The sequence below is a fragment of the Acidipropionibacterium virtanenii genome (assembly GCF_003325455.1).
Classification (GTDB): domain Bacteria; phylum Actinomycetota; class Actinomycetes; order Propionibacteriales; family Propionibacteriaceae; genus Acidipropionibacterium; species Acidipropionibacterium virtanenii.
The window spans coordinates 2,447,261-2,473,462 of record NZ_CP025198.1 but is presented as its reverse complement, the minus strand read 5'-3'; the positions used below and the strand labels follow the sequence as shown (position 1 = coordinate 2,473,462).

Here is a 26,202-nt window from a genome sequence, read left to right as displayed (position 1 = left end):
GCACGCTGTTGGGGTTCTGGGGTATCACCTGTAGGTGGTGGCCTGGTGTGGCGGACATCGCTGTTGCATTGATCCTGTCGGGGTTGGTGTGGTGGGTGTCTCGTGTGGTGGTTGAGAACTGTACAGTGGATATGAGCATCTTTGTAGATTTTTTGTAATGTGTTGTGTTGCAAGCTACTAAGTGCGGTCGGTGGATGCCTTGGCACCAAGAGCCGATGAAGGACGTTGTAACCTGCGATAAGCCCCGGGGAGTTGGTAGACGAACTGTGATCCGGGGGTCTCCGAATAGGGAAACCTTGAATTGCCGGAGTCATGTCCGGTGACCCTGCCCTGAATGTATAGGGGTGTGGGAGGGAACGTGGGGAAGTGAAACATCTCAGTACCCACAGGAAGAGAAAACAAATAGTGATTCCGTGAGTAGTGGCGAGCGAAAGCGGATGAGGCCAAACCGTGTGTGTGTTCAAGCCGGCAGGCGTTGCATGCGCGGGGTTGTGGGGTCGGTCCGGGTCAACTGCCGTTGGCTGGTCCAGTGATAAATGGTGTGTGAAGTCGAAGCGTCTGGGAAGGCGTACCGGAGTGGGTGAGAGTCCCGTAGACGTGAGCATGCCACTGGTGATCGATACCCCAAGTAGCGCGGAACTCGTGAAATTCCGCGTGAATCCGGCGGGACCACCCGTCAAGCCTGAATACTCCTTGGTGACCGATAGTGAATAGTACCGTGAGGGAATGGTGAAAAGTACCCCGGGAGGGGAGTGAAAGAGTTCCTGAAACCGGCCGCATACAATCCGTCGGAGCCTGCCCGTGTGGTGGGTGACGGCGTGCCTATTGAAGAATGAGCCTGCGAGTTAGTGGCATGTGGCGAGGTTAACCCGTGTGGGGGAGTCGTAGCGAAAGCGAGTCCGATAAGGGCGTGAGTCGCGTGTTCTAGACCCGAAGCGGTGTGATCTATCCATGGCCAGGATGAAGCGACGGTAAGACGTCGTGGAGGTCCGCACCCACTTCAGTTGAAAATGGAGGGGATGAGCTGTGGATAGGGGTGAAAGGCCAATCAAACACTGTGATAGCTGGTTCTCCCCGAAATGCATTTAGGTGCAGCGTCGCGTGGTCCTTGTTGGAGGTAGAGCACTGGATGATCTAGGGGGCCTATCAGCTTACCGAAATCAGCCAAACTCCGAATGCCGGCAAGTGTAGCGTGGCAGTGAGACGGCGGGGGATAAGCTTCGTCGTCGAGAGGGAAACAGCCCAGATCATCAGCTAAGGCCCCTAAGCGGTGGCTAAGTGGAAAAGGATGTGGAGTTGCGGTGACAACCAGGAGGTTGGCTTGGAAGCAGCCATCCTTGAAAGAGTGCGTAATAGCTCACTGGTCAAGTGATTCCGCGCCGACAATGTAGCGGGGCTCAAGCCGTCCGCCGAAGCTGTGGCAACCAGGTTTCCTGGTTGGGTAGGGGAGCGTCGTGTTCTCGGTGAAGCGGTCTGGTGACGGATCGTGGAGGGGATGCGAGTGAGAATGCAGGCATGAGTAGCGAATGACGGGTGAGAAACCCGTCCGCCGAATATCCAAGGGTTCCAGGGTCAAGCTAATCTGCCCTGGGTGAGTCGGGACCTAAGGCGAGGCCGACAGGCGTAGTCGATGGACGACCAGTTGATATTCTGGTACCGGTGTAGCACCGTCCGTGTCGAGGCGTGTGATGCTAAGCATGCGAGTCCCTGTTCTGCAGGCCTTTGGTCTGTGGGGTGGGTGGTGAGTGTGTGAACCGATCATGTAGTAGGCAAGCTGCGGAGGGACGCAGGGAGGTAGCTCAACCCCAGCGATGGTTGTCTGGGGCTAAACGTGTGGACCGTCCGGTAGGTAAATCCGCCGGGCATGATGGTTGAGGCGTGATGGCGAGCCCACTGTGTGGGTGAGTGAGTGATCCTGTACTGCCGAGAAAAGCTTCGTGAGCGAGGTGTGAGCCGCCCGTACCCTAAACCGACACTGGTGGATTGGTAGAGTATACCGAGGCGATCGAGAGAATCATGGTGAAGGAACTCGGCAAAATGACCCCGTAACTTCGGGATAAGGGGTGCCCGAGCCGTCCGGCCTGTACTGGCTGGTGGCGGTGAGGGTCGCAGAGTCCAGGGGGAAACGACTGTTTACTAAAAACACAGGTCCGTGCGAAGTCGTAAGACGATGTATACGGACTGACTCCTGCCCGGTGCTGGAAGGTTAAGGGGAACTGTCAGGGCCTTCGGGTTCGAAGCGGTGAACTTAAGCCCCAGTAAACGGCGGTGGTAACTATAACCATCCTAAGGTAGCGAAATTCCTTGTCGGGTAAGTTCCGACCTGCACGAATGGAGTAACGATTTCCCTACTGTCTCCACCATGAACTCGGTGAAATTGCATTACGAGTAAAGATGCTCGTTACGCGCAGCAGGACGGAAAGACCCCGGGACCTTTACTATAGTTTGGTATTGGTGATCGGTGCGACTTGTGTAGGATAGGTGGGAGACGGTGAAGCGGCCACGCCAGTGGTTGTGGAGTCATTGTTGAAATACCACTCTGGTCGTTCTGGTTACCTCACCTCGGACCGTGATCCGGTTCAGGGACAGTGCCTGATGGGTAGTTTGACTGGGGCGGTCGCCTCCTAAAAGGTAACGGAGGCGCCCAAAGGTTCCCTCAGCCTGGTTGGTAATCAGGTGTCGAGTGCAAGTGCACAAGGGAGCTTGACTGTGAGACAGGCATGTCGAGCAGGGACGAGAGTCGGGACTAGTGATCTGACGGTGGCTTGTGGAAGTGCCGTCACTCAACGGATAAAAGGTACCCCGGGGATAACAGGCTGATCTTGCCCGAGCGCTCACAGCGACGGCATGGTTTGGCACCTCGATGTCGGCTCGTCGCATCCTGGGGCTGGAGTCGGTCCCAAGGGTTGGGCTGTTCGCCCATTAAAGCGGCACGCGAGCTGGGTTTAGAACGTCGTGAGACAGTTCGGTCCCTATCCGCTGCGCGCACAGGAATCTTGAGAAGAGCTGTCTCTAGTACGAGAGGACCGAGACGGACTGACCTCTGGTGTGCCAGTTGTTCCGCCAGGAGCATGGCTGGTTGGCTACGTCGGGTCGTGATAACCGCTGAAAGCATCTAAGCGGGAAGCACGCTTCAAGATGAGGGTTCCCACAGATGAATCTGGTAAGGCCCCCGGTAGACCACCGGGTTGATAGGCCGGACGTGGACACACTGCAAGGTGTGGAGCTGACCGGTACTAATAGGCCGAGGGCTTGCCCTCAACACGTTCATCACTGATCTGCAACGCTTGTATCCACTGTACGGCTCCCGGCCACCACACCCCCTTGGGGGTGTGCGGCACCGAGAGTGAGAGTGTGTGTGTCACAATTCGATATAGTTCCATGAACCGAACACCATGATTCTGGTGTTCCGGTGGCCATGGCTGGAGGGAAACACCCGGACCCATTCCGAACCCGGAAGTTAAGCCTCCACACGCCGATGGTACTGCCCACGCCAGTGGGTGGGAGAGTAGGACGCCGCCGGAACACCACCCACACTCCCACAAGACAAGAAGAGGGGGGTCCCGCACCGAACCGGTGCAGGACCCCCCTCTTCTTGCCCCGCCACACACCACACACACCCGCCACAACCCACACCACCTCAGGCGACGCGAAGCATGATGGTGCGATCGCCGTTGTGCCCGACGGCGGTGAATCCGGCGTTCTGGAAGAGGGCGGCGGTGCGGAGGTCCTCGGCGTCGACGGCAAGACTGACCGAACGGACGCCTGCGGCGTCGGCTGCTTGAAGAGTGCTGGCGAGCAGGAAGCTGCCGTGCCCCTGCTCCCGGGCATCCGGTGCGATACCGATGATGAGTTCCGGAATACCGGGCGCGACGTAGCCCAGACCCGGATCCTCGGCCGGGCGCAAGGTGAGCCAGCAGGCGCCCACGGGCCGCCCCTCGGCCGAGCAGATGAGGCCGATCTGAGACGGCGTCCACAGGTCGAGGTAGTGGGCCAGGACGGGATCGTCGTGGCATTCCTGTACAGAGAGTGGTCCGGAGGGGCCGCCGACGGCCAGGCACAGCACGTGCACCATGAATCTGAGGTCTGCGGAGGTCGCTGTGCGTGTGGTGGCCATGACCCCCCAGCCTAGGACACATTCTCGTCCCGCTGCTCGCCCGGTGGGTGCTTCCCGCACTAGGATCGTGGCGTGATGAAGGCAGTGAAGTGGGTTCTCGTCGTTGTGGGTGCGGTGTGCCTGGGGATCGGCCTGTACATGGTTGTCAGGCTGTCGATGGACATGCGGACCATCATGGGGGCCGCCAACGCCGGTAAGAGCGTCGACGTCCTGCAGAATCCGATGAAGACCGTCTGGATCGTCGGTGCCGTCGCGCTGATCGCGGGCGTGCTGCTGGGCCTGGGCATCGGCCTGCCCCGGCGGACCATCGGCTCGGTGCGACGCCGGACCCTGGAGGGTGCGGCGGCTCAGCGTGAGAACGCGATCCGTGAGAATGCCCTGCGGCGCTCCGGTAGGGCGCAGGTCGACGAGGGTGCGTCCGAGGATGCTGCGGAACTGCCGGCCGAGAGTTCGCGACCCGAACTGGGGACCGCTGAGGGGGGCGAGGATCAGCGATGAGTCTGCGCACTGCCGAGCACATGCTTGTCACCTCGTATGACGACGAGGGGCGCGCCCGGACGAGCCTGGAGCAGCTGGTGCCGGTGGCCGACGGTCAGGTCGGTTACTGGCTTGCCGACGACCGCGGGGTGCGCGAGCGATTTCCGGATGACTGCGTGGTCAGCGTGCGGGCGGCGACGTCGCGGGGGAAACCGGTCATTGAGGAGCCGGTCGTGGAGGGCCGGGCGTCAGTCCTGTCAGAGGGCCCGGTCTACGAGCAGATCAAGGCCGCTGTAGGGGACAAGTACCCGAGCCGATCATGGCTGAGCTCGGCGGTCGACAAGACGAAGGAGATCTTCGGAGGTCGGACGCCGGAGTGTGCCGTGCTGATCCACCTGCTGGGTTGAGGTGCCGCTCACCGGGCCAGGCAGACCCCTGTGGCATGGATCGGGCAGTAGCCGAAGGGATTGGCTTCCAGGTACTGCTGGTGCTCGGCCTCGGCCAGATGGAAGGGATGACCCTCGGCCATCTCGACGGTCGTCGTGATCTGCCCGTACCCCTCGTCGAGGAGGGCCGTCTGGTACTGGCCCCGGACCGCCGCGGCGGTGACGTACTGGTCGCTGAGAGTGCACCAGATCGCCGATCGGTACTGGGTGCCGACGTCGTTGCCCTGGCGCATGCCCTGGGTGGGGTCGTGGTTCTCGAAGAAGAGGCGCAGCACCTCCTCGGTCGGCAGCACCGAGGGATCATAGGTCACCCTGACGGTCTCGGCGTGGCCGGTGCGCCCGGTGCAGACCTCCTGATAGGTGGGATTGGGCGTGACGCCGCCCATGTACCCGACCGCCGTCATGAGGACGCCGTCGGTCTGCCAGTACAGCTTCTCCGCGCCCCAGAAGCATCCCAGGGCCAGGTAGATCACCTGCGCGTTGTCGAAGTGGTGGTCCAGGGGCGCGCCGAGAACACGATGCCGGAAGGGCATCGCGAGGACCGGTTCGGAGCGGCCCGGCAGAGCACGGGCCGGATCGATGGTCTCGTCGCCGTTCATGAGTCCTCCTCAGTTCCCCGCCGCCGGGGTACCGCTCGAGTTGATGACTGCTGCGTCAACGGCTGCGACCCGGCAACCTATTCCCGCAGGTCCAGTCGCCAGTCGACGGGCTCGGCGCCCTGCTTCTCGAGGAGTTCATTGGTGCGGCTGAACGGCCGGGATCCGAAGAATCCGTACCGGGCCGACATGGGCGAGGGGTGGGGCGACTTCACCACGGGCACGTCGCCGAGCACCGGTTCCAGTGTCTGGGCGTCGCGGCCCCACAGAATGGCGACGAGTGGGCCTCCGCGCGCCACCAGCGATTCGATCGCGAGCTGGGTGACCTGCTCCCACCCCTTGTTGCGGTGGGAGGCGGGCTTGCCGGGACGCACCGTCAAGCACCTGTTGAGCAGCAGGACGCCCTGCTCGAACCATCCGGTCAGATCGCCGTGGGGGCACGGAGGGATCCCCAGATCGGACTGCAGCTCGGCATAGATGTTCTGCAGGGAGCGAGGCAGGGGACGCACATCGCGTTCCACCGCGAAGCTCAGGCCGACCGGGTGGCCGGGAGTCGGATACGGATCCTGGCCGACGATGAGCACCTTGACCTGAGACATCGGCAGGGTGAAGGCGCGCAGCACCCGATCGCCGGCGGGCAGGTAGCCGTGGCCCTCCGCCAACTCGGACCTCAGGAAGTCGCCCATCGAGTGGATGACCGGTTCGACGGGTGCCAGGGCCTCGGCCCAGTCCTCGGCGACGAGCCGGTTCAGGGGTTGGGCAGTCATGGACACCTCCGTGAATCCGCGGCTGGCCAGCAGATGTCGCTGACCACTGACCGGAATAACGCTACCGTTCAGATCGTCGGGCCGAACGCGGCCCCGGGGAGAGGACGGCCATGACAGCTCGGGACGCCAGCGACAGGTCGCGCCGCGAGGCTCGCGATTACGGCGCCGACACCACGCCCGACGGGCCGGAAGATCCCATTCCCCAAGGACTGCGCACCGCGGCCGGATGGTCGTGGCGGGTCATCGTCATCGGGGTTCTCGTCTACGTCGTCGCAACGGTGCTGGCGAAGATCTCGGAGGTCACGATCCCGGTCGCCGTGGCTCTCCTGCTCACCGCGGCGCTGTGGCCGCTGGCGAACCTGCTCACCCGTCACCGGGTACCCCGCGGACTGGCCTCAGGCCTGTGTCTGCTGGTCCTGGTGGTGGTCGTCGGCGGCATCTTCACCCTGGTCGGCGCCCAGATCGCCAGTCAGTGGCCGGTGCTCTCGGAGCAGTCCGTGGCCAGCTTCAAGCAGGTGACGCAGTGGCTGGACAAGGGACCACTGCACATCGGCAGCGACCAGATCAACGAGTACATCGCCAAGGTCGAGGCCTGGGCGAAGGGTTCCCAGGGCCGCATCGCCAGCTGGGCCGCAGCCGCCGGATCGGGTGTCGGCCGCTTCCTCGCAGGTCTGGTGATGGCTCTGTTCGCCATGTTCTTCTTCATCTTCCAGGGCAGTTCGATCTCCAGAAGCGTCTCCGTCCTCATTCCCCGTGGCAGTCGCCCTCGTATCCTGGAGGCCGCGACCAAGGGATGGGTCGCTCTGGTCGGCTATGTGCGGGCCGCAGTCGTCGTGGCCTTCGTCGATGGCCTGGGAGCCGGCATCGGAGCGGCCGTCATCGGATCAGGCGTGGCCGTGGCCATCGGCGCCCTCACCTTCGTGCTGGCCTTCGTGCCGATCGCCGGAGCGCTCATCGCCGGCGTCATCTCTGTGGCAGTGGTGCTGGTGACCCTCGGCTTCGTCAAGGCCGTCATCATGCTCATCATCTTCGTGGGCGTCATGGAGCTGGAGGGCCACGTCCTCCAGCCCTTCCTGCTCGGCAAGGCCGTCTCCATCCACCCTCTGGCGATTCTGCTGGGCATAGCCGTCGGCAGTGTCCTGGCGGGTATCGTCGGCGCCCTCTTCGCGATCCCGCTGGTCGCCTTCGGCGTGGCCTTCGCCAGAGCCATGGCCCACGTCGATGACGAGGAGGAAGAGGCCGAGGATGAGGAAGACGTCGACGAGGAGGACGCCGACGAAGGGCCCGGAACTCCGGACGAGGAGAACGCGGCGACCCCGTAGAATGTTGCGATATGAGCGCAACTCCTGAACTTTCCGGGATCCTCGCGGATCTCGCCGCCGGGCGTATCGATGCGGCCGAGGCCTCAAGACGTATCGAGGCCGTCAACCAGCAGGCCGATGAGGATCGCGCCGAGCAGGACGCGACGTCGGAACCGGCGTCGGCGCCGACCCCCGATCAGGGGGCCGGCGAAGAGGACACCGCCGGTGAGGGAATGGGGGCCGGGGCAGGGGACACTCCATCTGGAGCGCAGGCGGGCTCACGAGGCTTCTTCGACGAGTCCTGGAATCGGGTCCCCCCGGAAGCGCGGGAGGGGCTCAGGTCCGCCTGGAAACGGGTCACGGGGGTGGCGGAGTCGGTGGTCGACGCCGCCGGGGGCGCGACCGGCTCGCCCAGGCCCGGGCAGCGCGGCCCAGGAGGCACGGACGAGGCCTCCCATGACACCGTCACCCGGCTCTCCGTGCGTTGCGTGGGTCGCCGGGTCACCATCATCGGCGACCCCGCGACACCGGGCGTACAGGTGGAGGGCAAGCACAACCGGCGCAGGATCGGCGACATCGTCGAGATCACCTCGGAGGGACGCATCGCCCCGGACCTGTCAGGACTTCTCAGACTCAGGTTCCCCAAGGACTCCGAGGGGCTCAAGGACCTGGGTCTCGGCCCCGAACTCGTCATCCGGATGCATCCGGACCTGGCCCTTGACGTGGAGCTGGCCGGAGGCGCACTGCGCCTCTCAGGAGTGCCCGACGTCGATTCCGTTCGCGTCACCGCCGCAGTGGCAGACATCGCCGATATCCGGCACATCGGAGAGGCACTGTTCCAGGCCGGGGGCTCCACCCTCGTCGGACCGATCGACACGGGGCGCTCCCGGATCCGCGTCGAATCGGGCAACCTCACCGTCAAGCTTGCCGCCGGATCGAATGTCGCCGTCAGGGCGGATGCCCGGCCCGGACTCATCTCCTGGCCGGACGGCGGATCCTCGGTCGACGAGTACATCGTCGGCAACGGCTCGGCCCGGATGGACATGTCGACGGTGATGGGACGGATCGCGGTCAGGACCGTGTAGCCGGCAACCCTCGAGCGGGCCGGATCCCCTGTGAGGGAGATCTCGGAGATCAGTCAGTGACGTCGAGGACGGTGACCTCGATGGTCTTGCCGTTCGGGGCGTTGTAGGACGCCGTGGCGCCGACCTCCAGATCAAGTACGGCCGCCCCGAGGGGGGACTGCGGGGAATAGACGGGAGTGTCGACAGAGTCGTCGAGGCCCACCATCTCACGGGAACCGAGCAGGAATGTCTCCGTGTCGGACCTGTCGCCGAAGTAGCAGACTGTGACCTTCGATCCCGGCACCACCTTGTGGGAACCGGCAGGCTTCTCGCCGACCTGCGCATTGCGCAACATGTGGTCGAGCTGAATGATCCTGGCCTCGGCCTGACCCTGCTCCTCGCGAGCGGCATGGTAGCCGCCGTTCTCGGAGAGGTCGCCCTCGGAACGGGCCTCGGCAATCTTCTTGGAAATCTCGGTGCGGCCCTCACCCTTGAGGTAAGCGAGCTCCTTGGTGAGCTTGTCGAACGCCTCTTGGGTAAGCCACACGGTGTCTTGGGACTCAGGCATCCCCCTAGCCTACAGCTGCGGCACGGGGAGCCCCTATTCGCCCCGCGCCACCGGCTGTGCCGCGCAGGCTGTCATCGGGAGGCCTGGCAGTTCTCCAGCTGGGCGGTGACGGCCTTCGAGAACGTCTTCACGTGCGCCGTGATCCGCACGTCCTCGCTGGAGGCAGGGACGATCCGCAGCGGTGTCTCTCCGACCCGCTGGTTGTCCTGGGACAGGGCGTAGACGGTGCATGAGCCCGAGACGGAAGGATCGGAGCGGTGTACGTCGAGGGTCACCTCGACCGAGGAGTCACCGACCACCTGATAGCCGAACAGCTGGACCTGCATCGGCTCGTCGGAGTGATGCAGTCCCGACCACACCGTCCAGGCGACCAGCAGGGCGCCCGCCAGGCAGACGAGCGGAATCCACAGGCGGGGTCGGCGCCTGGGATAGCGCTGCGAGATCCGCTCACGCTCCTCGGGGCTGAGCCGTCCGCCAGTCTGAGCCGCACCGTCCGTCACGGGTGACATTCTGTCATTCGGGCTGGATCGGCGCCTCGTGGCTCGATACTGTCGAGGCATGCCAGTGGAGATGATCGGCCCGGGATTCCAGAACCTCATCGTGTTCCTCGCGCTGGCCGCATTCGGAGTGATCGCCTGGTTCAGCATCCGGCGCAACATCCGAGGCATCGACTTCGAGGAGGTGCCCTCGGGGCCAGAGCTCAAGCGGCCCGCATCCGAGGATCCGGCCGGGGATGCGGCAGGCGGCTCGGAGAAGTGATGTAGCGACGTCCGGAGCGGGGCCGCCAGCAGGTCGTGGGAACGTGTTAGCTTTCGGCTGACTGTCCCAGCATGTTGCAGATCTGTGAGCGCCCGTCAACTCGCGGCACTGGTCGACGTCGCTCCGACGACGGTGACGCGGATCGAGGCCGGAGCGGTCAGTCCTTCGTTTGACCTTGCGCAGGAGATCCTGGCGGTATTGGGAGCGCCGATCGGTGTCACGGGGGCTGCCGACGTCGGTGCGATAGCTGCCGCGCGACTGGCGCTCGATCCGAAGCTTGGCCTCGCGGTGACGCCGGGCGTCGAGGCGTGGTTACAGCGCTGGGCTCGGATCGGGCTCATCGACGTGAAAGGTCGTGCGATCAACGGCAAGGAAGCCGATTTGCTGTTTCGGGTTGGCAGGGTTGCCCGTCTCACTCGTCGTCCGGGTGCTGTCGACTTCAAGGCAGGTCCGACGGCTTACGACATTGCGGAGGCACTCGATACCGCAAGTATCGAGTATGCCGTGACCGGTGACGCTGGTGCGAACCTCTATCGCTCCAGCGCAGGGGAGGCGTGGCCGGTTCTCTACGTCGACGAAGTTGAGCGAGCGGCTGGAGTTGCCGGCCTTGTTCGCAAAGAGCGGGGCTCGTTCGGGATGCGGGTGACGCTGATCCCGTTCGACGGTGTCAGTGAGCTCGGGCGGACCAGGATCGACGGCATCACCGTCGTCGCGCGCGATCAGGCCGTCGTCGCGCGCGATCAGGCCGTCATCGACGCCTACGGCGGCATTGACCGCATGGTTGAACAGGCCGACGTCCTCGTGGGGCGGCGAGTCGCATGACGGAGTTCAAGGCACCACGCACTGAGATCGAGTGGAGTCGCCGAGCGATCATCAACGTGGTCGAGGTGTTGGCAGCTCACGGCGAGTCACTGACGTTGGTCGGCGCGCACGCCGTCTTGTTGTGGACGATGGATCTCGACGTGCCGAGGATCCGGTGCCCCCGGCGAACAGGCTCGCAAGCTTCGGGCAAGGCGCCGCGGTCGAACCCCTGGCGGTGATGTAGCGACGTCCGGAGCGGGGCCGTAGGCTGTCCGGCGTGCCGAATCACCTAGCCGACGCCACGAGCCCGTACCTGCTGTCCCACGCTGCAAACCCCGTCGACTGGTTCGGATGGGGCCCCGAGGCGTTCGACGAGGCCCGGGTCAGGAACCTTCCCCTGCTCGTCAGCGTCGGGTACTCATCGTGCCACTGGTGCCATGTGATGGCTCTGGAGTCATTCTCCGACCCGGCGGTCGCCGAGGTGGTCAACCAGTACTTCGTCGCGATCAAGGTGGACCGCGAGGAGAATCCCGACGTGGACGCCTCACTCATGCAGGCGACGCTGGCCCTCACCGGATCCGGCGGCTGGCCGAACACGGTGTTCTGCACTCCCGACGGTCGGCCCTTCTTCGCCGGGACCTACTTCCCACCCGAGCCCCGTGGCGGACAGCCCGCATTCGTCGACGTCGTCCGGGCACTCGGGCAGGCCTGGCAGGAGCGTCGCGACGAAGTGGTCCAGCAGGCGGGGGAGATCACCGGGCAGCTGCGCGCGATGGCGTCCGCGCAGCAGCCGGACGAGGCGGGCCACGAGGATGCCGCGGTGCGGATGCCGACCGCCCAGGAACTCCTCGACGCGGTCGGCTCCGACTACGACATCGTCAACGGCGGATTCGGCGGTCCCACCAAGTTCCCGACCCCCACCCTCATCGACGCCCTTCTGGTCAAGGGCGATCCGACCAGCCTGGACATGGCTCAGAACACCTGCGAACACCTGGTCCGCGGCGGGGTGTTCGATCAGGTGGGAGGCGGTTTCCATCGCTACAGCACTGACTCTCAGTGGACCGTGCCGCACTTCGAGAAGATGCTCAATGACAACGGTCTGCTGCTGGGCACGATGGCCCGATGCTGGCGGCGCACCGCAGACCACGACCCCGACCGGCGCGCCCTCTACGATCACGCGGTACGCCGGACTGTCGGCTGGTTGAGGCGCGAGATGACGACCGAGGAGGGCCTGCTGGCCGCATCCCTGGACGCCGACTCCGACGACCTGGCCGGCCACACCCACGAGGGCATCTTCTACCTCTGGAATCCCCAGCTGCTGGTCGACGCCTTGGGCGCCGACGAGGCGGAGTGGCTTCGCCCGTTGCTGCACCTGGGCGATGAGGGGAACGTCGAGGGCGACCTCTCGACCCTGCAGATGCGGGGACGGCTGGACTGGGAGAGGATCAACGCCGATCTCGACCGGATGCTCGAGTACCGTGCGCTGCGCTCGCGGCCGGCTCGCGACGAGAAGGTGATCACGGCTTGGAACGCGATGGTCATCGACTCCCTGGTGGAGGCCGGGATGATTCTGCGCGAATGGTCCTGGGTGGAATGGGCCTGCGAGCTCGCAGAGAATCTGTGGAACGCCCATTGGCGTGACGGCCGTCTGCTGCGGACCTCGCTCCACGGCCGTCCCGGGACATCGGCCGTCACCGAGGACCACGCCCATCTGGGGCTGGCCCTGGCCGGCCTCGCGGGAGCGACCGGGCGCCAGGTCTGGCTGGAGCGCGCCGTTCAGGTACTCGACGTCGCGGTCGACCGGTTCTCGGAGGCGGGCGGGGCGTTCGCCGACGCGTCCGGCTCGGACCTGGTGGTGGCGCCGGCACGGGCCCTCACCGACGACGCGAACCCCTCGGCCACCTCCGCGATGGTCAAGGCGCTTCGCCGGGTGGGCCTGATGGCCGGGCGCGACGACCTGGTGGAGCGCGCCGAGCAGGCGTCGCGGCGTCTGGCGCCGGTGGTCGCCGAGGCTCCCCGATACGCGGGGTGGGCGCTGGCCGACCACCTGATCGCCGACGACGCACGACGGGGGCTGCGTCCGGCAGCCGTCGTTGTGGTCGAGGAGGACGGAGCCCCCGGGGAACTCGCGGCTGCCGCCTGGCGGATGGCGCCGTCAGGATCTGCACTGATGAGGGGCGCTGCCGGCACCGAAGGATTCGACGGGTGGTTCGATGAGCGAGGGGACGAGCAGGGGCCCACGGCCTACGTGTGCCGGGGCACCGTCTGCTTCGAACCCGTGACCGACTATCTGGAGCTCAAGGATCCCCTCTGGCGCAGAGTCTGAGCCTCTCGCGGACCTGGCCCGCTCGGGAAAGGCAGCGAACGCCTGCGGGAGCGTGGAGGGGTCGTCTCCTCCTCTGCTCATCTGCCGTAGCGGCGCTCTCGCTGGGTGAAGGAGCGCAGCGCCCGGAAGAAGTCGACCTTGCGGAAATCCGGCCACAGGGCCTCGCAGAAGTAGAATTCGGAGTGCGCGCTCTGCCACATGAGGAAACCCGACAGGCGCTGCTCCCCGGACGTGCGGATGATGAGGTCGGGGTCGGGCTGGCCCTTCGTGTAGAGGTGCTCTGCGATCTGGTCGATCTCCAGTGATCGGGACAGCTCCTCCAGGGAGGCGCCTCTGGAGGCCTCCTCGGCGAGCAGCGACCGCACGGCGTCGCGCAGCTCGTGGCGGCCTCCGTAGGCGATCGCGACATTGATGTGCATGCCCTGGTGGCCGGCCGAGCTCTCCTTGGCCTGGGCGAGGGATGCTGCCATCTCGGTGGGGAGCAGCCCCATGTCGCCGACGGCCTGGACCCGCCATCTGGGGTTGTGCGAGAGCGTCGTGACGAGCGACTCGATGACCTTCAGCAGTGGGCCCAGCTCACCGGTCTCGGCGCGCTGCAGGTTGTCGGTGGAGAGCACCCACAGGGTCACGACCGGGATACCGACCCCGTCGCACCAGTGGCAGAACGCCTGGAGCTTGTCGGAGCCGGCCTGGTAGCCGGCCACCAGAGGCTGCCCGGGAGCGTTCAGCCTGGCCCAGCGCCGATTGCCGTCGGCGAGCACGGCGACATGCTGCGGCAGGCGTGTGCGGTCGAGTTGGTCCAGCAGCCGGGCCTCGTACGTGTTGTACAGGAGGCCCGAGGGGTGAAGGCGGTCCAGCAGCTCGCCCGCCTTCGCGATGTAGTGCTCGGCAGGGTGCATGGTCTCAAGCCTAGAGCCTCCCCCGGGCGCCGTGGCGACCCATTGGCACCGCCGCGGTCTGAGAGTACCGTTGGCGCCAACCTACGGTTCGGTAGGTTGTGGTGAGGATCAGGGGAGCGCGATGGAGACAGTAGTTCGTGGACGCGACCGCCTGCTGGCCGTTCCTGGGGAGTTGGAACCTGTCCCGCGGCTGCGGGGCTGGATCCACACCGTGATGGCGCCTCTGGTCCTGGTCTCGGGCCTGGGACTCATCGTCGCGGGCGGATCGTGGGGCAACCGGTTCGCCGTCGCGGTATGGATCTGCACCGGCATCGTCCTGTTCGGCAACTCCGCCGTCTACCACCGGATTCCGTGGGCCCCCCGGATCAAGCGCATGCTGCGGCGGATCGACCACGCCAATATTGCCGTGTTCATCGCAGGTACCTACACCCCGCTGGCGGTGTCCATGCTCACCGGGGCCTCCCGGGTCGTGCTGCTGTCGGTCATCTGGGGGTGTGCGGTGGCCGGGGTGCTGTTCCGGGTGCGGTGGACAGATGCCCCCAGGGGGCTCTACACCGGTCTGTACATTGTGATGGGTTGGACCGCCCTGTGGTGGCTGCCCCAGTTCTGGCGCTCCGGGGGAGCGGCCGTCGTCATCCTCATCCTGGCCGGCGGAGTGTGCTACACCCTCGGCGCGGTGGCATATGCGCGTCGCAGGCCCGATCCCTGGCCGGCATGGTTCGGATTCCACGAGATCTTCCACGCGGGCACCGCTCTGGGGGCGGCCTGCCATGCAGTGGCGATCGGACTCGCGGTGATCTGATGAGGATCGCGATTCCCACCCCTGACAAGGGGCGTCGAACCTATGTCGTGGACACCTCGGTGCTCCTTTCCGATCCGAGAGCGCTGCTGAACTTCGCTGAGCACCATGTGGTGCTGCCGATCGTCGTGATCGCTGAACTGGAGGCCAAGAGGGCCCACCCCGAACTGGGATATTTCGCCCGGGCCGCCCTGCGGATCCTCGACCGGTTGAGGATCGAGAACGGCGGCCTCGAGCGGCCTGTCCCGCTCAATGACGAGGGCGGGACGCTCAACGTCGAGCTCGACCACTCAGATCCCGGCTGTCTGCCCGACGGCCTTCGGCTGGGGGACAATGACACCCGCATCCTGGCGGTCGCCGCCAATTACCGGCAGGCCGGCCACCGGGTGGTGCTGGTGACCAAGGACATGCCGCTGAGAATCAAGGCGTCCGCCATCGGCCTGGAGGCCGAGGAGTACCGTCACGAGCTGGCCCGCGACACCGGCTGGACCGGGATGATGGAACTGGAGGTCCCCGACGAGATCGTCGGCAGGCTCTACCGAGACGGCTCCCTGCCCCTGGACGGCGCCGACGGGGTGCCCCAGGCCGATGACGCGACGGTGAACTCGGGACTGATCCTGAAGGGTCCCTCCGGCACGGCGCTGGCTCGCAGGATGCCCGACGGCACGGCGAGGCTGGTGAACTCCGACCAGGAGGCCTTCGGCATCCACGGTCGCTCCGCGGAGCAGCGCGTGGCACTGGACCTGCTGCTGGATCCGGAGGTCGGTATCGTCTCGCTGGGCGGTCGGGCCGGCACCGGGAAATCCGCCCTGGCGCTGTGCGCGGGCCTGGACGCCGTGCTGGAGCGCCAGATCTATCAGAAGGTCCTGGTCTTCCGGCCCCTCTACGCGGTGGGCGGCCAGGACCTCGGATTCCTGCCCGGCACCGAGGGCGAGAAGATGGCCCCGTGGGGTCAGGCCGTGATGGACACCCTCACCTCGGTGACGAACTCATATGTCATCGACGAGGTGCTGGAGCGGGGGATGCTGGAGGTGCTGCCCCTGACCCACATCAGGGGCCGTTCCCTGCACGACGCCTTCGTCATCGTCGACGAGGCCCAGTCCCTGGAGCGCAATGTGCTGCTCACGGTGCTGTCGCGGATCGGCCAGAACTCGCGCGTCGTCCTCACCCATGACGTCGCCCAGCGCGACAATCTGCGGGTGGGACGCGATGACGGGGTCGCCGCGGTGGTCGAGCGGTTGCGCGGCAACCCCTTGTTCGGCCATGTGACCCTGACACGCTCGGAGCGCTCGCCGATCGCGGCGCTGGTCACCCGCATGCTCGAGGACCTCGTGTGAGAATGGCCTGGTGGCACATGGCGACACCCGAACGACCGGCAGGGACATGCTCCTGTCCCTGGCCGTCATCCTCATCCCGATCCTGCTGATCGTCTGGGCATTCACCCGGACTCCCGATGAACCGGAGGTGGATCGGGTGGACTGGAAGCCGGCGGTCGCCGAGGCGCGGTCGGGCGCCGGATACCCGGTGCTCGCCCCGGTCGAGATTCCGGCCGACTGGAAGCCGGTGAAGGCCCGCTACGCCGAACGCGGCGGGCGATGGGTCGGCCAGACGCAGGCGGCGGGTAACCGCCTGGAACTCGGGTTCGTGAGCGGCGACGACGTCTACATCGCGGTCAACCAGTCCGATGAGCCCGACAAGGCGGCCTATATCGCCTCGGTCACCAGATCCTCGGCCACCGATGGGAGCGCGATGGTCGGCGATCAGACCTGGCAGCGTCGGGTCTCCGAGGACGGGCGGACCAGATCCCTGGTACGCGCGGTCGGCGGATCCACCGCGATCGTGGTGGGAGACGCCGGGTACACGGCCCTGGAGAGTTTCGCCCGGACGCTGAAGGCCTCCTGACCTGCGATCAGGCCTGCCTGTCGGTGTTGTCATTGATGTTCTCCGAGGCTGCCCGGGCGTCCTCGATGCGCCGCCGCGCACCGTCGAGCCAGGTCTGGCAGATCGCCGCCAGCTTCTCGCCGCGCTCCCACAAGGTCATGGTCTCGGCCAGCGAGGTACCGCCCGATTCGAGTCGGCGCACCACCTCGACGAGTTCATCGCGGGCCTGCTCGTAGCCGATCTCGGGCTCTCCGGCCACCTGATCCTGCGCGGTCTCCTGATTCTGATCTGTCATGACGTCGTGCTGCCTTTCTGCGGGGTTGCGACGGGGGTTGACGGGCCGCCGGGCCTGACGGAATCGACGGTGACGCCCAGGGTGCCGTCGGACAGGTAGACATCCAGGCGGGCGCCGTCACGGGTCGCCTCCACCGAGCCCACCGATGCGCCGCCGGCGTCTGCGAGCACGGCGTAGCCGCGGTCCAGGGTGGCCTTCGGCGACATCGCCCGGACGCTACGGAGCTGATGGTCGATCTCGCGGGACTCGGTCTCCAGGGCACGATCGGTGGCCAGCCGCAGCCGGGCCAGAGTGGCTTCGAGGCGCTCGGATGCGATGTCGAGCGTGGCGGTCGGATCCACCATCACAGGCCGGGATCGCATCGAGTCCAGCCATGACTGCTCCGTGGTGATGCGGGCGGTGACCGACTGGCGGATCCGGGAGGTGGCCTCGTGCAGCCCGGCCAGTTCCTCGGCGACGTCCGGCACGATCCGTTTGCCGGCGTCGGTGGGGGTCGAGGCCCGCAGGTCGGCGACCAGATCGAGGATCGGGTTGTCGGCCTCGTGGCCGATGGCCGAGACCACCGGGGTGCGCGCGGCATGCACGGCCCTGATCAGGGCCTCGTCGGAGAAGGGCAGCAGATCTTCCAGGGACCCTCCGCCGCGGGCGATGACGATGACGTCGACGCTCGGGTCGGCGTCCAGGTCGGCCAGAGCCGGCAGGATCTGCTCGACGGCGTGCGCTCCCTGGACCAGGGTGTTGCGCACCACGAACCGGACCGCCGGCCATCTGAGAGTGGCGTTGCGGATGACGTCGCGCTCGGCGTCCGAGTGCGCACCGGTGATCAGCCCGATCCCCTTCGGCAGCAGTGGCAGAGGCCTGTGAAGCCCGGAGTCGAAGAGCCCCTCGGCCTCCAGCAGCCTGCGACGTCTCTCCAGCTGGGCCAGCAGCTGCCCCTCACCGCTCGGCCGGATCTCGGAGCACTCGAAGGACAGCCGTCCGGTCCGCGACCAGACGGTGGGCCGCAGCAGGGCGGTGACCGTCATCCCCGACTCGACCGGCCCGGCGGCGTCCAGCACCCTGCGGTGACAGGTGGCGGTCACCGAGATCTCCTCGTCGACGTCGCGCAGGGTGAGGAACTGGGTGGGGCCCGAACGCCTGTTGAGCTCGATGACCTGCGCCTCGACCCAGACCTTCCCGCATCGCTCGACCCAGTCCTTGACGGCTCGGACCACCCAGGCCAGGGAGCGGGTCTGCTCGGGAGAACTGCTGGACGCCATGTCGGTAACCCTAGCCAGTGGCACCGACAGTGCGATTGCGTAGACCTTTAGAATCGGGGGCATGCCGGATGCTCCCAGGAAACTCGTGCTCGCCGCCCCGCGCGGATACTGCGCCGGGGTCGATCGGGCCGTCATCACGGTGGAGAAGGCGCTGGAGAGCTACGGCGCACCGGTCTACGTGCGCAAGCAGATCGTCCACAACCGGCATGTCGTCGCGACTCTGGAGGAGCGCGGCGCGGTCTTCGTCGACGAGCTGGACGAGGTGCCCGAGGGCGCCCTGGTGGTGTTCTCGGCCCACGGCGTCTCCCCACAGGTCAAGGACGAGGCGAGGAGGCGCGGCCTGCGGACCATCGACGCCACCTGCCCTCTGGTGACCAAGGTGCACAACGAGGCGAGACGGTTCGCCAAGGACGGTGCCCAGATCCTGCTCATCGGCCATGCCGGACACGAGGAGGTCGAGGGGACCACCGGCGAGGCGCCCGCCGACATCACGCTGGTTTCGCGGCCCGCCGACGTCGACGGCCTGGAACTGGATCCCGACCGCCCGGTGGCCTGGCTGAGCCAGACCACCCTGAGCATCGACGAGACCGCCGAGACGGTGCAACGACTGCGGGCGAGCCACCCCGAACTGGTGGATCCGCCCTCCGACGACATCTGCTACGCCACCACCAACCGGCAGCAGGCCGTCAAGCAGATCGCGGCGCACTGCGATCTGGTGATCGTGGTGGGCTCGAAGAACTCCTCCAACACGCTGCGCCTGGTCGACGTCGCCCTGGAGGCGGGAGCCGGCGCGGCCCGCCGCGTCGACGACGCCGACGAGATCCAGGACGCGTGGCTCGACGGAGTCACCGAGATCGGCGTCACCAGCGGGGCATCGGTGCCCGAGCGCCTCGTCCGGGGCGTGGTCGACCTGCTGCGGGCCAAGGGATGGCCGGCGCCGGTGGAGGAGGACCTCATCGAGGAGTCGCTGTCGTTCGCCCTTCCCCCTCAGCTGCGATCTCGTCGGACGAGGTCAGCTCGGGAGCGGTGAGCGGGCGGGTGGCGTCGTCGACGGGCCGCGGGGAGTCGAGGTCGGCGGTGGTGACGCCGGTCTCCTTGAACCTGCGGGCGCTCACCAGCACGCGGGTCTCCAGCGACCCGACCGCCGAGTTGTAACTCTTGACCGCACCGGTCAGCGAACGGCCCAGCCTGTCCAGATGGGTCGACAGGGTGCCGAGCCGCTCGTGCAGGTCGCGGCCCAGCGCCGCCACCTCCGCGGCCGAACGGGCCACGTCCTCCTGACGCCAGGCCAGGGCGATCACGCGCAGCATCGGGATGAGGATCGACGGGTCGGCCAGCACGATGTCGTGGCGCGAGGCGTAGTCGTGCAGATCGGGCATCTGCTCCAGGGCGGCCTGCAGGAAGGCGTCGCTGGGCAGGAAGAGCACCACGAACTCAGGGGAGTCCACCTCGGTGCGCCAGTACCCCTTCGAGGACAGATCGTCGACATGGCCGCGCACGTTCCGGGCGAAGTGGGCCATGTGGGCGGCCCGCTGGTCGGGATCCTCGGTGGCCGCGGCGTCCAGGAAGGCCGCCAGGGGGGTCTTGGCGTCGACGTGGACGCAGCGCCCCCCGGCCATCCGCACCGTCATGTCGGGCCGCAGCGCCTGCCCGGTGGCGGTGGTGGTCGACTGCACCTCGAAGTCGCAGTGCTCCACCATGCCTGCCAGCTCCACCACGCGGCGCAGCTGCACCTCCCCCCAGGCGCCGCGCACCTGAGGTTTGCGCAGCGCCGTCACCAGCGAGGCCGTCTCCCTGCGCAGCCCCTCGCCCGCGGCATTGACCATCTCCACCTGCTGGCCCAGCCTCGCCGTCATGGTCGTGCGCTCCCGCTCCACCTCGCCCAGCCTGTGCTCGAGCTTCTCCAGAGCTTGCGAGACCGGTGCCAGCAGCCGCTGGGCGTCGGTGACGGTGCGCTCCGCGGCGCGGTCGGCGCGCAGCTGCTGGGTGTTGAGGGCCTCGGCCGACAGGGCCCGGAATCGATCGGCGAGACCGTCGCGGTCGCCCGCGGTGAGCTCGGCACGCTCCTCGGCGGCCTGTCGTTGCGCCTCGGCCACATCGGCCCGCGAGATCGCGGCCGCGAGACCTGAGCGGCCCCGTAGCTCGGCCAGCAACCAGCCGATGACAAGGCCGATCGCCAGCCCGATGAACAACACGACGAAGTGCGAGGTGGTCATGGGGACAGACTGCCAGCTCCCGGAGACAGTTTCCTCGACGGAGGAGTGTGCGCATTTCACTCGCTGGAGGCCTCTTCCGGTGAGGATTGTGTCGAAAGGCGGCCTTCAGCGAGTGAAATGCGCACGGGATCCCGGGCTCGCTCGTCCTACGCCGGGCAGGGCGGCGGTGGTTGAATGACGGCCATGGCTGAATCTGTCGCTCCGCCGGCCGGGCACGCGGACCACGTCGACGACGTCATCTCCTTCGTCGAGGCCTCTCCGACCTCCTACCATGCCGCCGCCGAACTGGCCCGGCGGCTGGAGCAGGCGGGGTTCGAGCGGCTCGACGAGACCGCGGAATGGTCGGGCGCCGGCGACGTCGAGGGGAAGCGGTACGTGGTGCGCGACGGCGCGGTGATCGCCTGGGCGACGCCGGAGTCGATCGGCCCCGGGGCGGGATTCCGGATCGTCGGCTCCCACACCGACTCGCCGTCCTTCAAGCTCAAGCCGCACGCCACCGTCACCCACTTGGGCTGGCAGCAGGTCGGCATGGAGGTCTACGGCGGGGGACTGCTCAACTCCTGGCTGGATCGCGACCTCGGGCTGGCCGGCCGACTGGTCACCGTGGACGGGCAGGTCCGTCTGGTACGGACCGGGCCGGTGCTGCGGATCAGCCAGCTCGCCCCGCACCTGGACCGCAGCGTCAACCAGGACCTGACCCTGGACCGGCAGCGCCATCTCATGCCGATCCTGTCGGTGGGCCGTCCGGACCTGGACGTGGAGGACCTGCTGTGCCAGGCGGCGGGGATCGAGCGCTCCCGGCTGGGGTTCCATGACATTCTCGCCTACCCGACCGAGGCGCCGGCGGCGATCGGGCCGGGCGCGGAGTTCCTGGCGAGCTCGAGAATGGACAACCTGTCCTCGGTGCACTCGTCGGTGGCGGCCATCGTCGACGCCGAACCGCAGAGCGACATCGCGGTGATGGCCTGCTTCGACCACGAGGAGGTGGGGTCGTCGACCAGGTCGGGGGCCTGCGGGCCCTTCCTGGAGGACGTCCTGGTGCGCATCGCGGCCGGGCTCGGTCGCGACGGCGACGCCTACCGGGCGATGATCGCGCGCTCGGTGTGCGTCTCCTCCGACGCCGGCCACGGCGTCCACCCCAACTATCCGGAGAAGTTCGACCCGGCGAACCACCCGCTGCTGAACCAGGGGCCGCTGCTCAAGATCAACGCGAACCAGCGCTACGCCACCGACGGGGTGGGAGGGGCGCTGTGGCAGCGAGTGTGCCGGGCAGCCGGGGTGCCCACGCAGACCTTCGTGTCAAACAATTCGGTGCCCTGCGGATCGACCATCGGGCCGCTGACCGCGACTCGGCTGGGCATGCTCACCGTCGACGTCGGGCTACCGCTGATGTCGATGCACTCGACCCGCGAGCTCGCCGGGGTGGCGGACCTGGGCTACCTGAGCACTGCACTGGGAGCCTTCTGGGCCGGGGCCTAGAAGTCCTTGGTGGCCAGCCAGGTGAGCATCCTGGACTCGCGCTGCTGAGCCTCGTCGGGGTTCCAGGGCCCCTGCTCGACGGAGTCGACGATCCGCCCGTCACGCAGATAGACCAGCCTCTCGGCGCGCGCCGCGCAGACCGGGTCGTGGGTCACCATGACAATGGTGACGCCGGTGGCGTGCGCCTCGACGAGGGCATCCAGCACGTCGATGGTCGCCGTGCTGTTGAGGGCGCCGGTCGGCTCGTCGGCGAACAGGATCGCGGGTTCGCAGACCAGGGCACGGCACAGCGAGGCGCGCTGGAGCTGGCCCCCGGACGCCTCGGTGACGCCGTGGCCCCCGATGGCGGCGATGCCGAACCGGCCCAGCAGCAGGTCGACCCGCTGATCGGCATCACGGATCCCGGCCTTGAGGGCGGGCAGCAGGATGTTGTCACGGATGCTGAGGTTGCCCAGGAAATGCGGCTGCTGGAAGACGAAACCCATCCGGGTCAGGCGGATCCGGCTCATCCGGGTGTCGTCGAGGGACTGCATCGGTTCACCCTCCAGCTCGACCGTCCCCGACGTCGGGCGATCCATGGCGCTGAGGGTGTACAGCAATGTCGATTTGCCGGCACCGGAGGCGCCCATCACCGCCAGGAACTCTCCGTCCGCCACGTCGAGATCTATCCCGTGGAGGACCCGCGTGGGGGGATCGGTGGAGGGAAACTCCTTGGTGAGCCCCCTGGCCCGCAGCAGGGGCTGTCGGTCGGCGTTGTGCGCCGTCGTGTCGAGCATCGTCGGATTCTCCTTCGTCATGACAGCCACCTGCTGCGGTCCTCGTCGCGGACCGCCCGGGCGGTGATCCAGGTGGCGAGCGCGCCGGCCGCCAGAAGCAGCAGCGGATACGTCAGGTAGCTGATCCAGGGGTTCGGAAGCAGGGACAGTCGGGTGATCCCGGTGCCCAGACCCGACATGAGTGCCGAGACCGCGGGCTCGGCCAGCGTCGCCGAGATGAGGGAACCCGCCGCGACGCCGATCGCGACGGCCACGGCGGCCTTGAGCCACAGCTGTGCCCGAAGCTCTCTCAGCGAGAACCCGATCGCCGACAGCGCCCCGAGACGCGTGCGGCTCCTGGCCAGACGCAGCCTCAGGAACAGCGCGGTGATGAGCACGGAGGCCCCGAGCCCCAGCCCCAGGGTGACCAGGGATGCGGTGCGCAGCGCGTCGGTGGCGTAGGAGAAGGTCTGCGTGACGTACTCGCGCATCGGGATCACCGAGGCGGACGGCACGGCGGCGTCGTACTGCCGGGCCAGGGCGACGGGATCGGTCCCCGGGAGGGCGTCGATGTAGACGGTCCAGCGGTCGGCCCCCGAGGAGACGCCGCCCTGCATCTTCGCGGTGTATCCGCCGCTGGTGACGTCCTGGTAGATCCCGCTGACCGTCAGCGACCGGGACCGGTCGTCCCTCCGGAGCGGGATCGTGTCGCCGGGGGACAGGCCGTACTTGTCCGCGTTGAGCGTCGACAGGGCGATCTGACCGGGGCCCGGAGCCGTTCCCGACAGGAACACCATCGTCGTGGCCGAGTAGTCGCCGACCTCGATGCGGATCGTCTCCCAACCCTCCTCGCCGGGAGTCTGGTAGAGCAGCTGGGCGTAGCTCCGCGTGGCCGAGACCCGGCTGTCGGCCGACAGCCGGGAGACCAGCGCGGCGTGCGCGGAGTCGGCCGACTGTCCGGACTGCGAACTGCCCTCTGACCCCGTGGACCCGATGTCGGCCCGCACATCGGAGGCGGGAGCCCCCATGTAGGTGACGAAGCGCGGGCTCTGGAAGGTGGCGAGCACGTTGACAGGAACAGTCACCAGAACGGTGGTGAGCAGGAAGACCACTGGCAGCAGCACCCACTGGCCCCGCTCGTCGCGCAGATCGGCCAGCGCCAGGCGGGCCCACAGGTGTGCTGGCCGGGCATCGGACAGCCGGGAAGCGCGGACGCCGCGACGGCGTCGCGAGCGGGAGCCGGTGCCGCCGTGCACCAGCGCCTCGACGACGTCGATCCGCCGCACTGCGCGCAGCGTCGCGCGGCACATCGAGATGACGATGCCGAAGACCAGCGCCAGCGCAACCAGCGGGGCCGCCACCGAGACCCAGGTGAGCGGAGGATCGGCGAAGGTCGCTCGCATCGACACTGCCATGGCGTCGACGGCGGGCACGGCCAGTGCGCCGCCGACGAGGCAGGCGACCAGCGTCATGATCGTGTAGCGCAACAGGTAAAGGCTCGAGATGTCCCGGGCGGGCAGGCCGATGGCCCGCATCGTGGCGATCTCATGAATCTCGTCCTCGAGGGTGGCCCGGATGAGGAATCGCACGTTCAGCATGGCGATCACGATGAGGAGCAGGCTGGCGAAGACGAAGGCCATCGCCACCAGCCCGTCGCTGACCATGTTGACCAGCCGGATCATCACCAGGGTGACCGCCTGGCCGTTCTTCGGCAGGTTGAGATCGGCCTCGTAGGCACGCTGGAGGGCGCTGATGCCGGACGTGTCACGCAGCCGGTACTCCACGATCGACTCGGGAATCCCGCCTCCGGAGGCGGTCAGGCGCCGGAAGTCGGCTGCGGAGACGAGGAAACGGGTGGCCGAGGCCATCGACGAGGCCATCTGGGCGTCCCGCACGAATCCGGTGATCGTGAATGACGTCGTCGCCGGGCCCGTCCTCACCTGGAGGCGGTCGCCGGTGCGCAGGCCGAACTGCCGCTGATAGGCCACCGGCGCCTGGATCTCGCCCGCCGCGGGGTGGGGGATTGCGTCGTCGTCGGCGTTGAGCAGGTGGTCGAACTGCTTGTTCTGGGTGACGAAGAGGTTGTCGATGAGGCTGGCGGACAGGTCGCCGCCGGCGTCGCTGCCGGGACGCTGCCAGGTGATCTGCTGGCCGTCGAAACCGATCATCTCGGAGACCTGCCAGGCCTCGATCTCGGGATGGTCGGCGTAGAAGGCGTACAGCGCCGGCCTGTTGAGCGAGCCCTGGTGCATCTGCAGGAAGTGCGGGGGCTTGGCGACCTTGAACATCTGCCCGACCGAACCGGTGAGGCGCTCCATCATGATCGCGCCGCCGGCCATCAGGAAGGCGCTGAGGGTCAGCACCGCCACCAGGCAGAGCGTGACGATCCGGTTGCGGTGAAGGTCATTGCGGATATATCGGAGATAGAGGCGGTGGAGCATGGACGGCTCCTCAGTGATCTGCAATCACAGGTCGGCGATGATGATCTTCTTCATTGTCAACAGCCGACGGTAGGCCCGCGGATCGATGGCGGGATCGGGGGCATCTTTCGGGGTGATCTGCCAGCTCACCCCGAAGCGGTCCTTGCACCAGCCGCAGGCCTCCGCCTCGGGGACCGACGACAGCGCGTCCCACAGTCGGTCGACCTGGGTCTGGTCGTCGCACTCGACGATGAGGGAGACGCCCTCGGTGAAGGTGAAGTCCTGAGGGAAGCCGGAGTCCATGGCGGCGAACCACTGCCCGGCCAGGGTTAAGTCGGAGTAGGCGAGCATGCCTTCGGGCAGGTTCGCGGTCGAGGGGTCCCCGAGGGCCGAGTAGGGAGCACGGCTCCCGACGGCAGATTCTCCGAAAAGGCTGCTGAACAGTCCGGTGTACAGATCGGCGGCCTGCGAGGCGCAGGTGTCGCCGAAGGGGAACATGAGTTCCGGGGTGATGAAGGGGCGGGGTTCGCCGGTCGGATCGGTGACCATGAGCTGCCAGTTGACGCCGTAGCGGTCCTCCACCCAGCCGTAGTGCGGCGAGAAGGGATACTCTCCCAGCTCCATCCGGACCTCGCCGCCCTCTGCGAGGATCTTCCACAGCTCGTCGAGACGGGACCCGGCGGCGTCGTCGCGCGACGGGTCGAAGTTGAGGATGAAGGAGATCGACGGGTTGGGGTGGAACTCGGAGCCGGCGTTGATGGCGGAGAACTCGAGATCTCCGAGACGGAAGCGGATCTCCAGGACGTCCCCGGCGAATCCGGTCTGGAAGTCGGGAAGACCCGCAGTGGGGTAGCGGGAGACGCTGAGCTCATGGCTGTCGGCGAAGGCGGACAGGTAGAAGTCGACAGCCTCACGGGCTGCGTGATCGAACCAGAGACTGGGGACGATTCTCGGTGACATGGGCGGACGCTACCGGG

The 26,202-nt window shown here is 67.0% G+C and carries 24 protein-coding genes and 2 rRNA genes; 14 read left to right on the top strand and 12 right to left on the bottom strand.

The window, feature by feature from the left end:
* The first annotated feature begins 167 nt into the window (after positions 1-167).
* Together JS278_RS11480 and rrf are read left to right on the top strand one after the other, a co-directional pair.
* Positions 168-3,260, top strand: a 23S ribosomal RNA gene (locus JS278_RS11480).
* Positions 3,261-3,408: 148 nt separating this feature from the next.
* Positions 3,409-3,525 (top strand): 5S ribosomal RNA (rrf, locus tag JS278_RS11475).
* A gap of 115 nt (positions 3,526-3,640) precedes the next feature.
* Here the strand turns inward: rrf and JS278_RS11470 are convergent.
* Complete coding sequence (locus JS278_RS11470) at positions 3,641-4,117, bottom strand: GNAT family N-acetyltransferase (RefSeq protein WP_114045312.1); 477 nt, start codon at positions 4,115-4,117, stop codon at positions 3,641-3,643.
* Between the two features lie 72 nt (positions 4,118-4,189).
* Here JS278_RS11470 and JS278_RS11465 point away from each other — a divergent pair, with 72 nt between their 5' ends.
* A complete protein-coding gene (locus JS278_RS11465) occupies positions 4,190-4,615 on the top strand; it encodes a hypothetical protein (RefSeq protein ID WP_147243197.1) in 426 nt (141 codons plus the stop codon).
* Positions 4,612-5,001, top strand: a complete 390-nt coding sequence (locus JS278_RS11460) for a hypothetical protein (protein ID WP_114045310.1) — start codon at positions 4,612-4,614, stop codon at positions 4,999-5,001. Before JS278_RS11465 ends, JS278_RS11460 begins: the two co-directional genes overlap by 4 nt.
* Before the next feature lie 8 nt (positions 5,002-5,009).
* Here the strand turns inward: JS278_RS11460 and msrA are convergent, their stop codons facing one another.
* Complete coding sequence (gene msrA, locus JS278_RS11455; protein ID WP_114045309.1) at positions 5,010-5,639, bottom strand: peptide-methionine (S)-S-oxide reductase MsrA; 630 nt, start codon at positions 5,637-5,639, stop codon at positions 5,010-5,012.
* 77 nt (positions 5,640-5,716) lie between these two features.
* Positions 5,717-6,403, bottom strand: coding sequence for a uracil-DNA glycosylase (locus JS278_RS11450; protein WP_114045308.1), 687 nt, complete (start codon positions 6,401-6,403; stop codon positions 5,717-5,719).
* Positions 6,404-6,513: 110 nt separating this feature from the next.
* Between JS278_RS11450 and JS278_RS11445 the strand changes: the two genes are divergently transcribed.
* Both JS278_RS11445 and JS278_RS11440 read left to right on the top strand, forming a co-directional pair.
* Positions 6,514-7,725 carry an AI-2E family transporter gene (locus JS278_RS11445; RefSeq protein ID WP_114045307.1) on the top strand — a complete coding sequence of 404 codons (1,212 nt, stop codon included), beginning with the start codon at positions 6,514-6,516 and terminating at the stop codon, positions 7,723-7,725.
* A gap of 11 nt (positions 7,726-7,736) precedes the next feature.
* Complete coding sequence (locus tag JS278_RS11440; protein ID WP_114045306.1) at positions 7,737-8,789, top strand: hypothetical protein; 1,053 nt, start codon at positions 7,737-7,739, stop codon at positions 8,787-8,789.
* A gap of 49 nt (positions 8,790-8,838) precedes the next feature.
* On the opposite strand, the gene greA is transcribed toward JS278_RS11440, so the two are convergent.
* Both greA and JS278_RS11430 read right to left on the bottom strand, forming a co-directional pair.
* Positions 8,839-9,336: a transcription elongation factor GreA gene (greA, locus tag JS278_RS11435; RefSeq protein ID WP_114045305.1), complete on the bottom strand. Its 498-nt coding sequence runs from the start codon at positions 9,334-9,336 to the stop codon at positions 8,839-8,841.
* 71 nt (positions 9,337-9,407) lie between these two features.
* Entirely contained in the window at positions 9,408-9,845 is a 438-nt protein-coding gene (locus tag JS278_RS11430; RefSeq protein WP_114045304.1) for a DUF4307 domain-containing protein, read from the bottom strand.
* Positions 9,846-9,894: 49 nt separating this feature from the next.
* On the opposite strand from JS278_RS11430, the gene JS278_RS11425 reads away from it, so the two are divergent.
* The 3 genes from JS278_RS11425 to JS278_RS11410 all read left to right on the top strand — a co-directional run bounded on the left by JS278_RS11425 (position 9,895) and on the right by JS278_RS11410 (position 13,222).
* The gene (locus JS278_RS11425) at positions 9,895-10,095 is read left to right on the top strand and encodes a GNAT family acetyltransferase (RefSeq protein WP_114045303.1); all 201 of its coding nucleotides are present in this window, start codon (positions 9,895-9,897) and stop codon (positions 10,093-10,095) included.
* An 84-nt stretch (positions 10,096-10,179) separates the two neighbouring features.
* Positions 10,180-10,917: a helix-turn-helix transcriptional regulator gene (locus JS278_RS11420; protein ID WP_181833710.1), complete on the top strand. Its 738-nt coding sequence runs from the start codon at positions 10,180-10,182 to the stop codon at positions 10,915-10,917.
* Positions 10,918-11,173: 256 nt separating this feature from the next.
* Positions 11,174-13,222, top strand: a complete 2,049-nt coding sequence (locus JS278_RS11410; RefSeq protein ID WP_114045300.1) for a thioredoxin domain-containing protein — start codon at positions 11,174-11,176, stop codon at positions 13,220-13,222.
* A 77-nt stretch (positions 13,223-13,299) separates the two neighbouring features.
* Here JS278_RS11410 and uppS read toward each other — a convergent pair whose 3' ends face one another.
* On the bottom strand, positions 13,300-14,121 hold the full coding sequence (uppS, locus tag JS278_RS11405; protein WP_114045299.1) for a polyprenyl diphosphate synthase: 822 nt from the start codon (positions 14,119-14,121) through the stop codon (positions 13,300-13,302).
* A 121-nt stretch (positions 14,122-14,242) separates the two neighbouring features.
* Between uppS and trhA the strand changes: the two genes are divergently transcribed.
* The 3 genes from trhA to JS278_RS11390 are packed head-to-tail and all read left to right on the top strand — an operon-like array spanning position 14,243 to position 16,822.
* Positions 14,243-14,923, top strand: coding sequence for a PAQR family membrane homeostasis protein TrhA (trhA, locus tag JS278_RS11400; RefSeq protein WP_114045298.1), 681 nt, complete (start codon positions 14,243-14,245; stop codon positions 14,921-14,923).
* Positions 14,923-16,257, top strand: a complete 1,335-nt coding sequence (gene phoH2, locus JS278_RS11395; RefSeq protein WP_114045297.1) for an RNA 5'-3' helicase PhoH2 — start codon at positions 14,923-14,925, stop codon at positions 16,255-16,257. Before trhA ends, phoH2 begins: the two co-directional genes overlap by 1 nt.
* A 46-nt stretch (positions 16,258-16,303) precedes the next feature.
* Entirely contained in the window at positions 16,304-16,822 is a 519-nt protein-coding gene (locus JS278_RS11390; protein WP_114045296.1) for a DUF4245 domain-containing protein, read from the top strand.
* Positions 16,823-16,829: 7 nt separating this feature from the next.
* Here the strand turns inward: JS278_RS11390 and JS278_RS11385 are convergent, their stop codons facing one another.
* Both JS278_RS11385 and xseA read right to left on the bottom strand, forming a co-directional pair.
* Positions 16,830-17,096, bottom strand: coding sequence for an exodeoxyribonuclease VII small subunit (locus JS278_RS11385; RefSeq protein WP_114045295.1), 267 nt, complete (start codon positions 17,094-17,096; stop codon positions 16,830-16,832).
* Positions 17,093-18,355, bottom strand: a complete 1,263-nt coding sequence (xseA, locus tag JS278_RS11380; RefSeq protein WP_114045294.1) for an exodeoxyribonuclease VII large subunit — start codon at positions 18,353-18,355, stop codon at positions 17,093-17,095. The genes JS278_RS11385 and xseA overlap by 4 nt, the downstream gene beginning before the upstream one ends.
* A 61-nt stretch (positions 18,356-18,416) precedes the next feature.
* Between xseA and JS278_RS11375 the strand changes: the two genes are divergently transcribed.
* Entirely contained in the window at positions 18,417-19,385 is a 969-nt protein-coding gene (locus JS278_RS11375) for a 4-hydroxy-3-methylbut-2-enyl diphosphate reductase (protein ID WP_114045293.1), read from the top strand.
* Here the strand turns inward: JS278_RS11375 and JS278_RS11370 are convergent.
* Complete coding sequence (locus tag JS278_RS11370; protein WP_114045292.1) at positions 19,309-20,571, bottom strand: DNA recombination protein RmuC; 1,263 nt, start codon at positions 20,569-20,571, stop codon at positions 19,309-19,311. The two genes, JS278_RS11375 and JS278_RS11370, sit on opposite strands and share 77 nt — an antisense overlap.
* A gap of 174 nt (positions 20,572-20,745) precedes the next feature.
* Between JS278_RS11370 and JS278_RS11365 the strand changes: the two genes are divergently transcribed.
* A complete protein-coding gene (locus tag JS278_RS11365) occupies positions 20,746-22,050 on the top strand; it encodes a M18 family aminopeptidase (RefSeq protein WP_114045291.1) in 1,305 nt (434 codons plus the stop codon).
* Here JS278_RS11365 and JS278_RS11360 read toward each other — a convergent pair.
* Genes JS278_RS11360 through JS278_RS11350 form a run of 3 tightly spaced genes read right to left on the bottom strand, consistent with a single transcriptional unit; the run spans position 22,047 to position 26,185 of the window.
* On the bottom strand, positions 22,047-22,847 hold the full coding sequence (locus JS278_RS11360) for an ABC transporter ATP-binding protein (RefSeq protein ID WP_245935099.1): 801 nt from the start codon (positions 22,845-22,847) through the stop codon (positions 22,047-22,049). The two genes, JS278_RS11365 and JS278_RS11360, sit on opposite strands and share 4 nt — an antisense overlap.
* Positions 22,844-25,246, bottom strand: a complete 2,403-nt coding sequence (locus JS278_RS11355; RefSeq protein ID WP_114046291.1) for an ABC transporter permease — start codon at positions 25,244-25,246, stop codon at positions 22,844-22,846. The genes JS278_RS11360 and JS278_RS11355 overlap by 4 nt, the downstream gene beginning before the upstream one ends.
* A 24-nt stretch (positions 25,247-25,270) precedes the next feature.
* On the bottom strand, positions 25,271-26,185 hold the full coding sequence (locus tag JS278_RS11350) for a VOC family protein (protein WP_114045290.1): 915 nt from the start codon (positions 26,183-26,185) through the stop codon (positions 25,271-25,273).
* Positions 26,186-26,202: the final 17 nt, after the last annotated feature.

Coding starts and splice junctions, on each gene's coding strand:
- trhA (WP_114045298.1), top strand. CDS start 14,243: ATGGAGACAGTAGTTCGTGGACGCGACCGCCTGCTGGCCGTTCCTGGG.
- JS278_RS11470 (WP_114045312.1), bottom strand. CDS start 4,117: ATGGCCACCACACGCACAGCGACCTCCGCAGACCTCAGATTCATGGTG.
- JS278_RS11460 (WP_114045310.1), top strand. CDS start 4,612: ATGAGTCTGCGCACTGCCGAGCACATGCTTGTCACCTCGTATGACGAC.
- greA (WP_114045305.1), bottom strand. CDS start 9,336: ATGCCTGAGTCCCAAGACACCGTGTGGCTTACCCAAGAGGCGTTCGAC.
- phoH2 (WP_114045297.1), top strand. CDS start 14,923: ATGAGGATCGCGATTCCCACCCCTGACAAGGGGCGTCGAACCTATGTC.
- JS278_RS11440 (WP_114045306.1), top strand. CDS start 7,737: ATGAGCGCAACTCCTGAACTTTCCGGGATCCTCGCGGATCTCGCCGCC.
- msrA (WP_114045309.1), bottom strand. CDS start 5,639: ATGAACGGCGACGAGACCATCGATCCGGCCCGTGCTCTGCCGGGCCGC.
- JS278_RS11445 (WP_114045307.1), top strand. CDS start 6,514: ATGACAGCTCGGGACGCCAGCGACAGGTCGCGCCGCGAGGCTCGCGAT.
- JS278_RS11375 (WP_114045293.1), top strand. CDS start 18,417: ATGCCGGATGCTCCCAGGAAACTCGTGCTCGCCGCCCCGCGCGGATAC.
- JS278_RS11355 (WP_114046291.1), bottom strand. CDS start 25,246: ATGCTCCACCGCCTCTATCTCCGATATATCCGCAATGACCTTCACCGC.
- uppS (WP_114045299.1), bottom strand. CDS start 14,121: ATGCACCCTGCCGAGCACTACATCGCGAAGGCGGGCGAGCTGCTGGAC.
- JS278_RS11385 (WP_114045295.1), bottom strand. CDS start 17,096: ATGACAGATCAGAATCAGGAGACCGCGCAGGATCAGGTGGCCGGAGAG.
- JS278_RS11360 (WP_245935099.1), bottom strand. CDS start 22,847: ATGACGAAGGAGAATCCGACGATGCTCGACACGACGGCGCACAACGCC.
- JS278_RS11425 (WP_114045303.1), top strand. CDS start 9,895: ATGCCAGTGGAGATGATCGGCCCGGGATTCCAGAACCTCATCGTGTTC.
- JS278_RS11370 (WP_114045292.1), bottom strand. CDS start 20,571: ATGACCACCTCGCACTTCGTCGTGTTGTTCATCGGGCTGGCGATCGGC.
- JS278_RS11365 (WP_114045291.1), top strand. CDS start 20,746: ATGACGGCCATGGCTGAATCTGTCGCTCCGCCGGCCGGGCACGCGGAC.
- JS278_RS11390 (WP_114045296.1), top strand. CDS start 16,304: ATGCTCCTGTCCCTGGCCGTCATCCTCATCCCGATCCTGCTGATCGTC.
- JS278_RS11450 (WP_114045308.1), bottom strand. CDS start 6,403: ATGACTGCCCAACCCCTGAACCGGCTCGTCGCCGAGGACTGGGCCGAG.
- JS278_RS11350 (WP_114045290.1), bottom strand. CDS start 26,185: ATGTCACCGAGAATCGTCCCCAGTCTCTGGTTCGATCACGCAGCCCGT.
- JS278_RS11430 (WP_114045304.1), bottom strand. CDS start 9,845: ATGTCACCCGTGACGGACGGTGCGGCTCAGACTGGCGGACGGCTCAGC.
- xseA (WP_114045294.1), bottom strand. CDS start 18,355: ATGGCGTCCAGCAGTTCTCCCGAGCAGACCCGCTCCCTGGCCTGGGTG.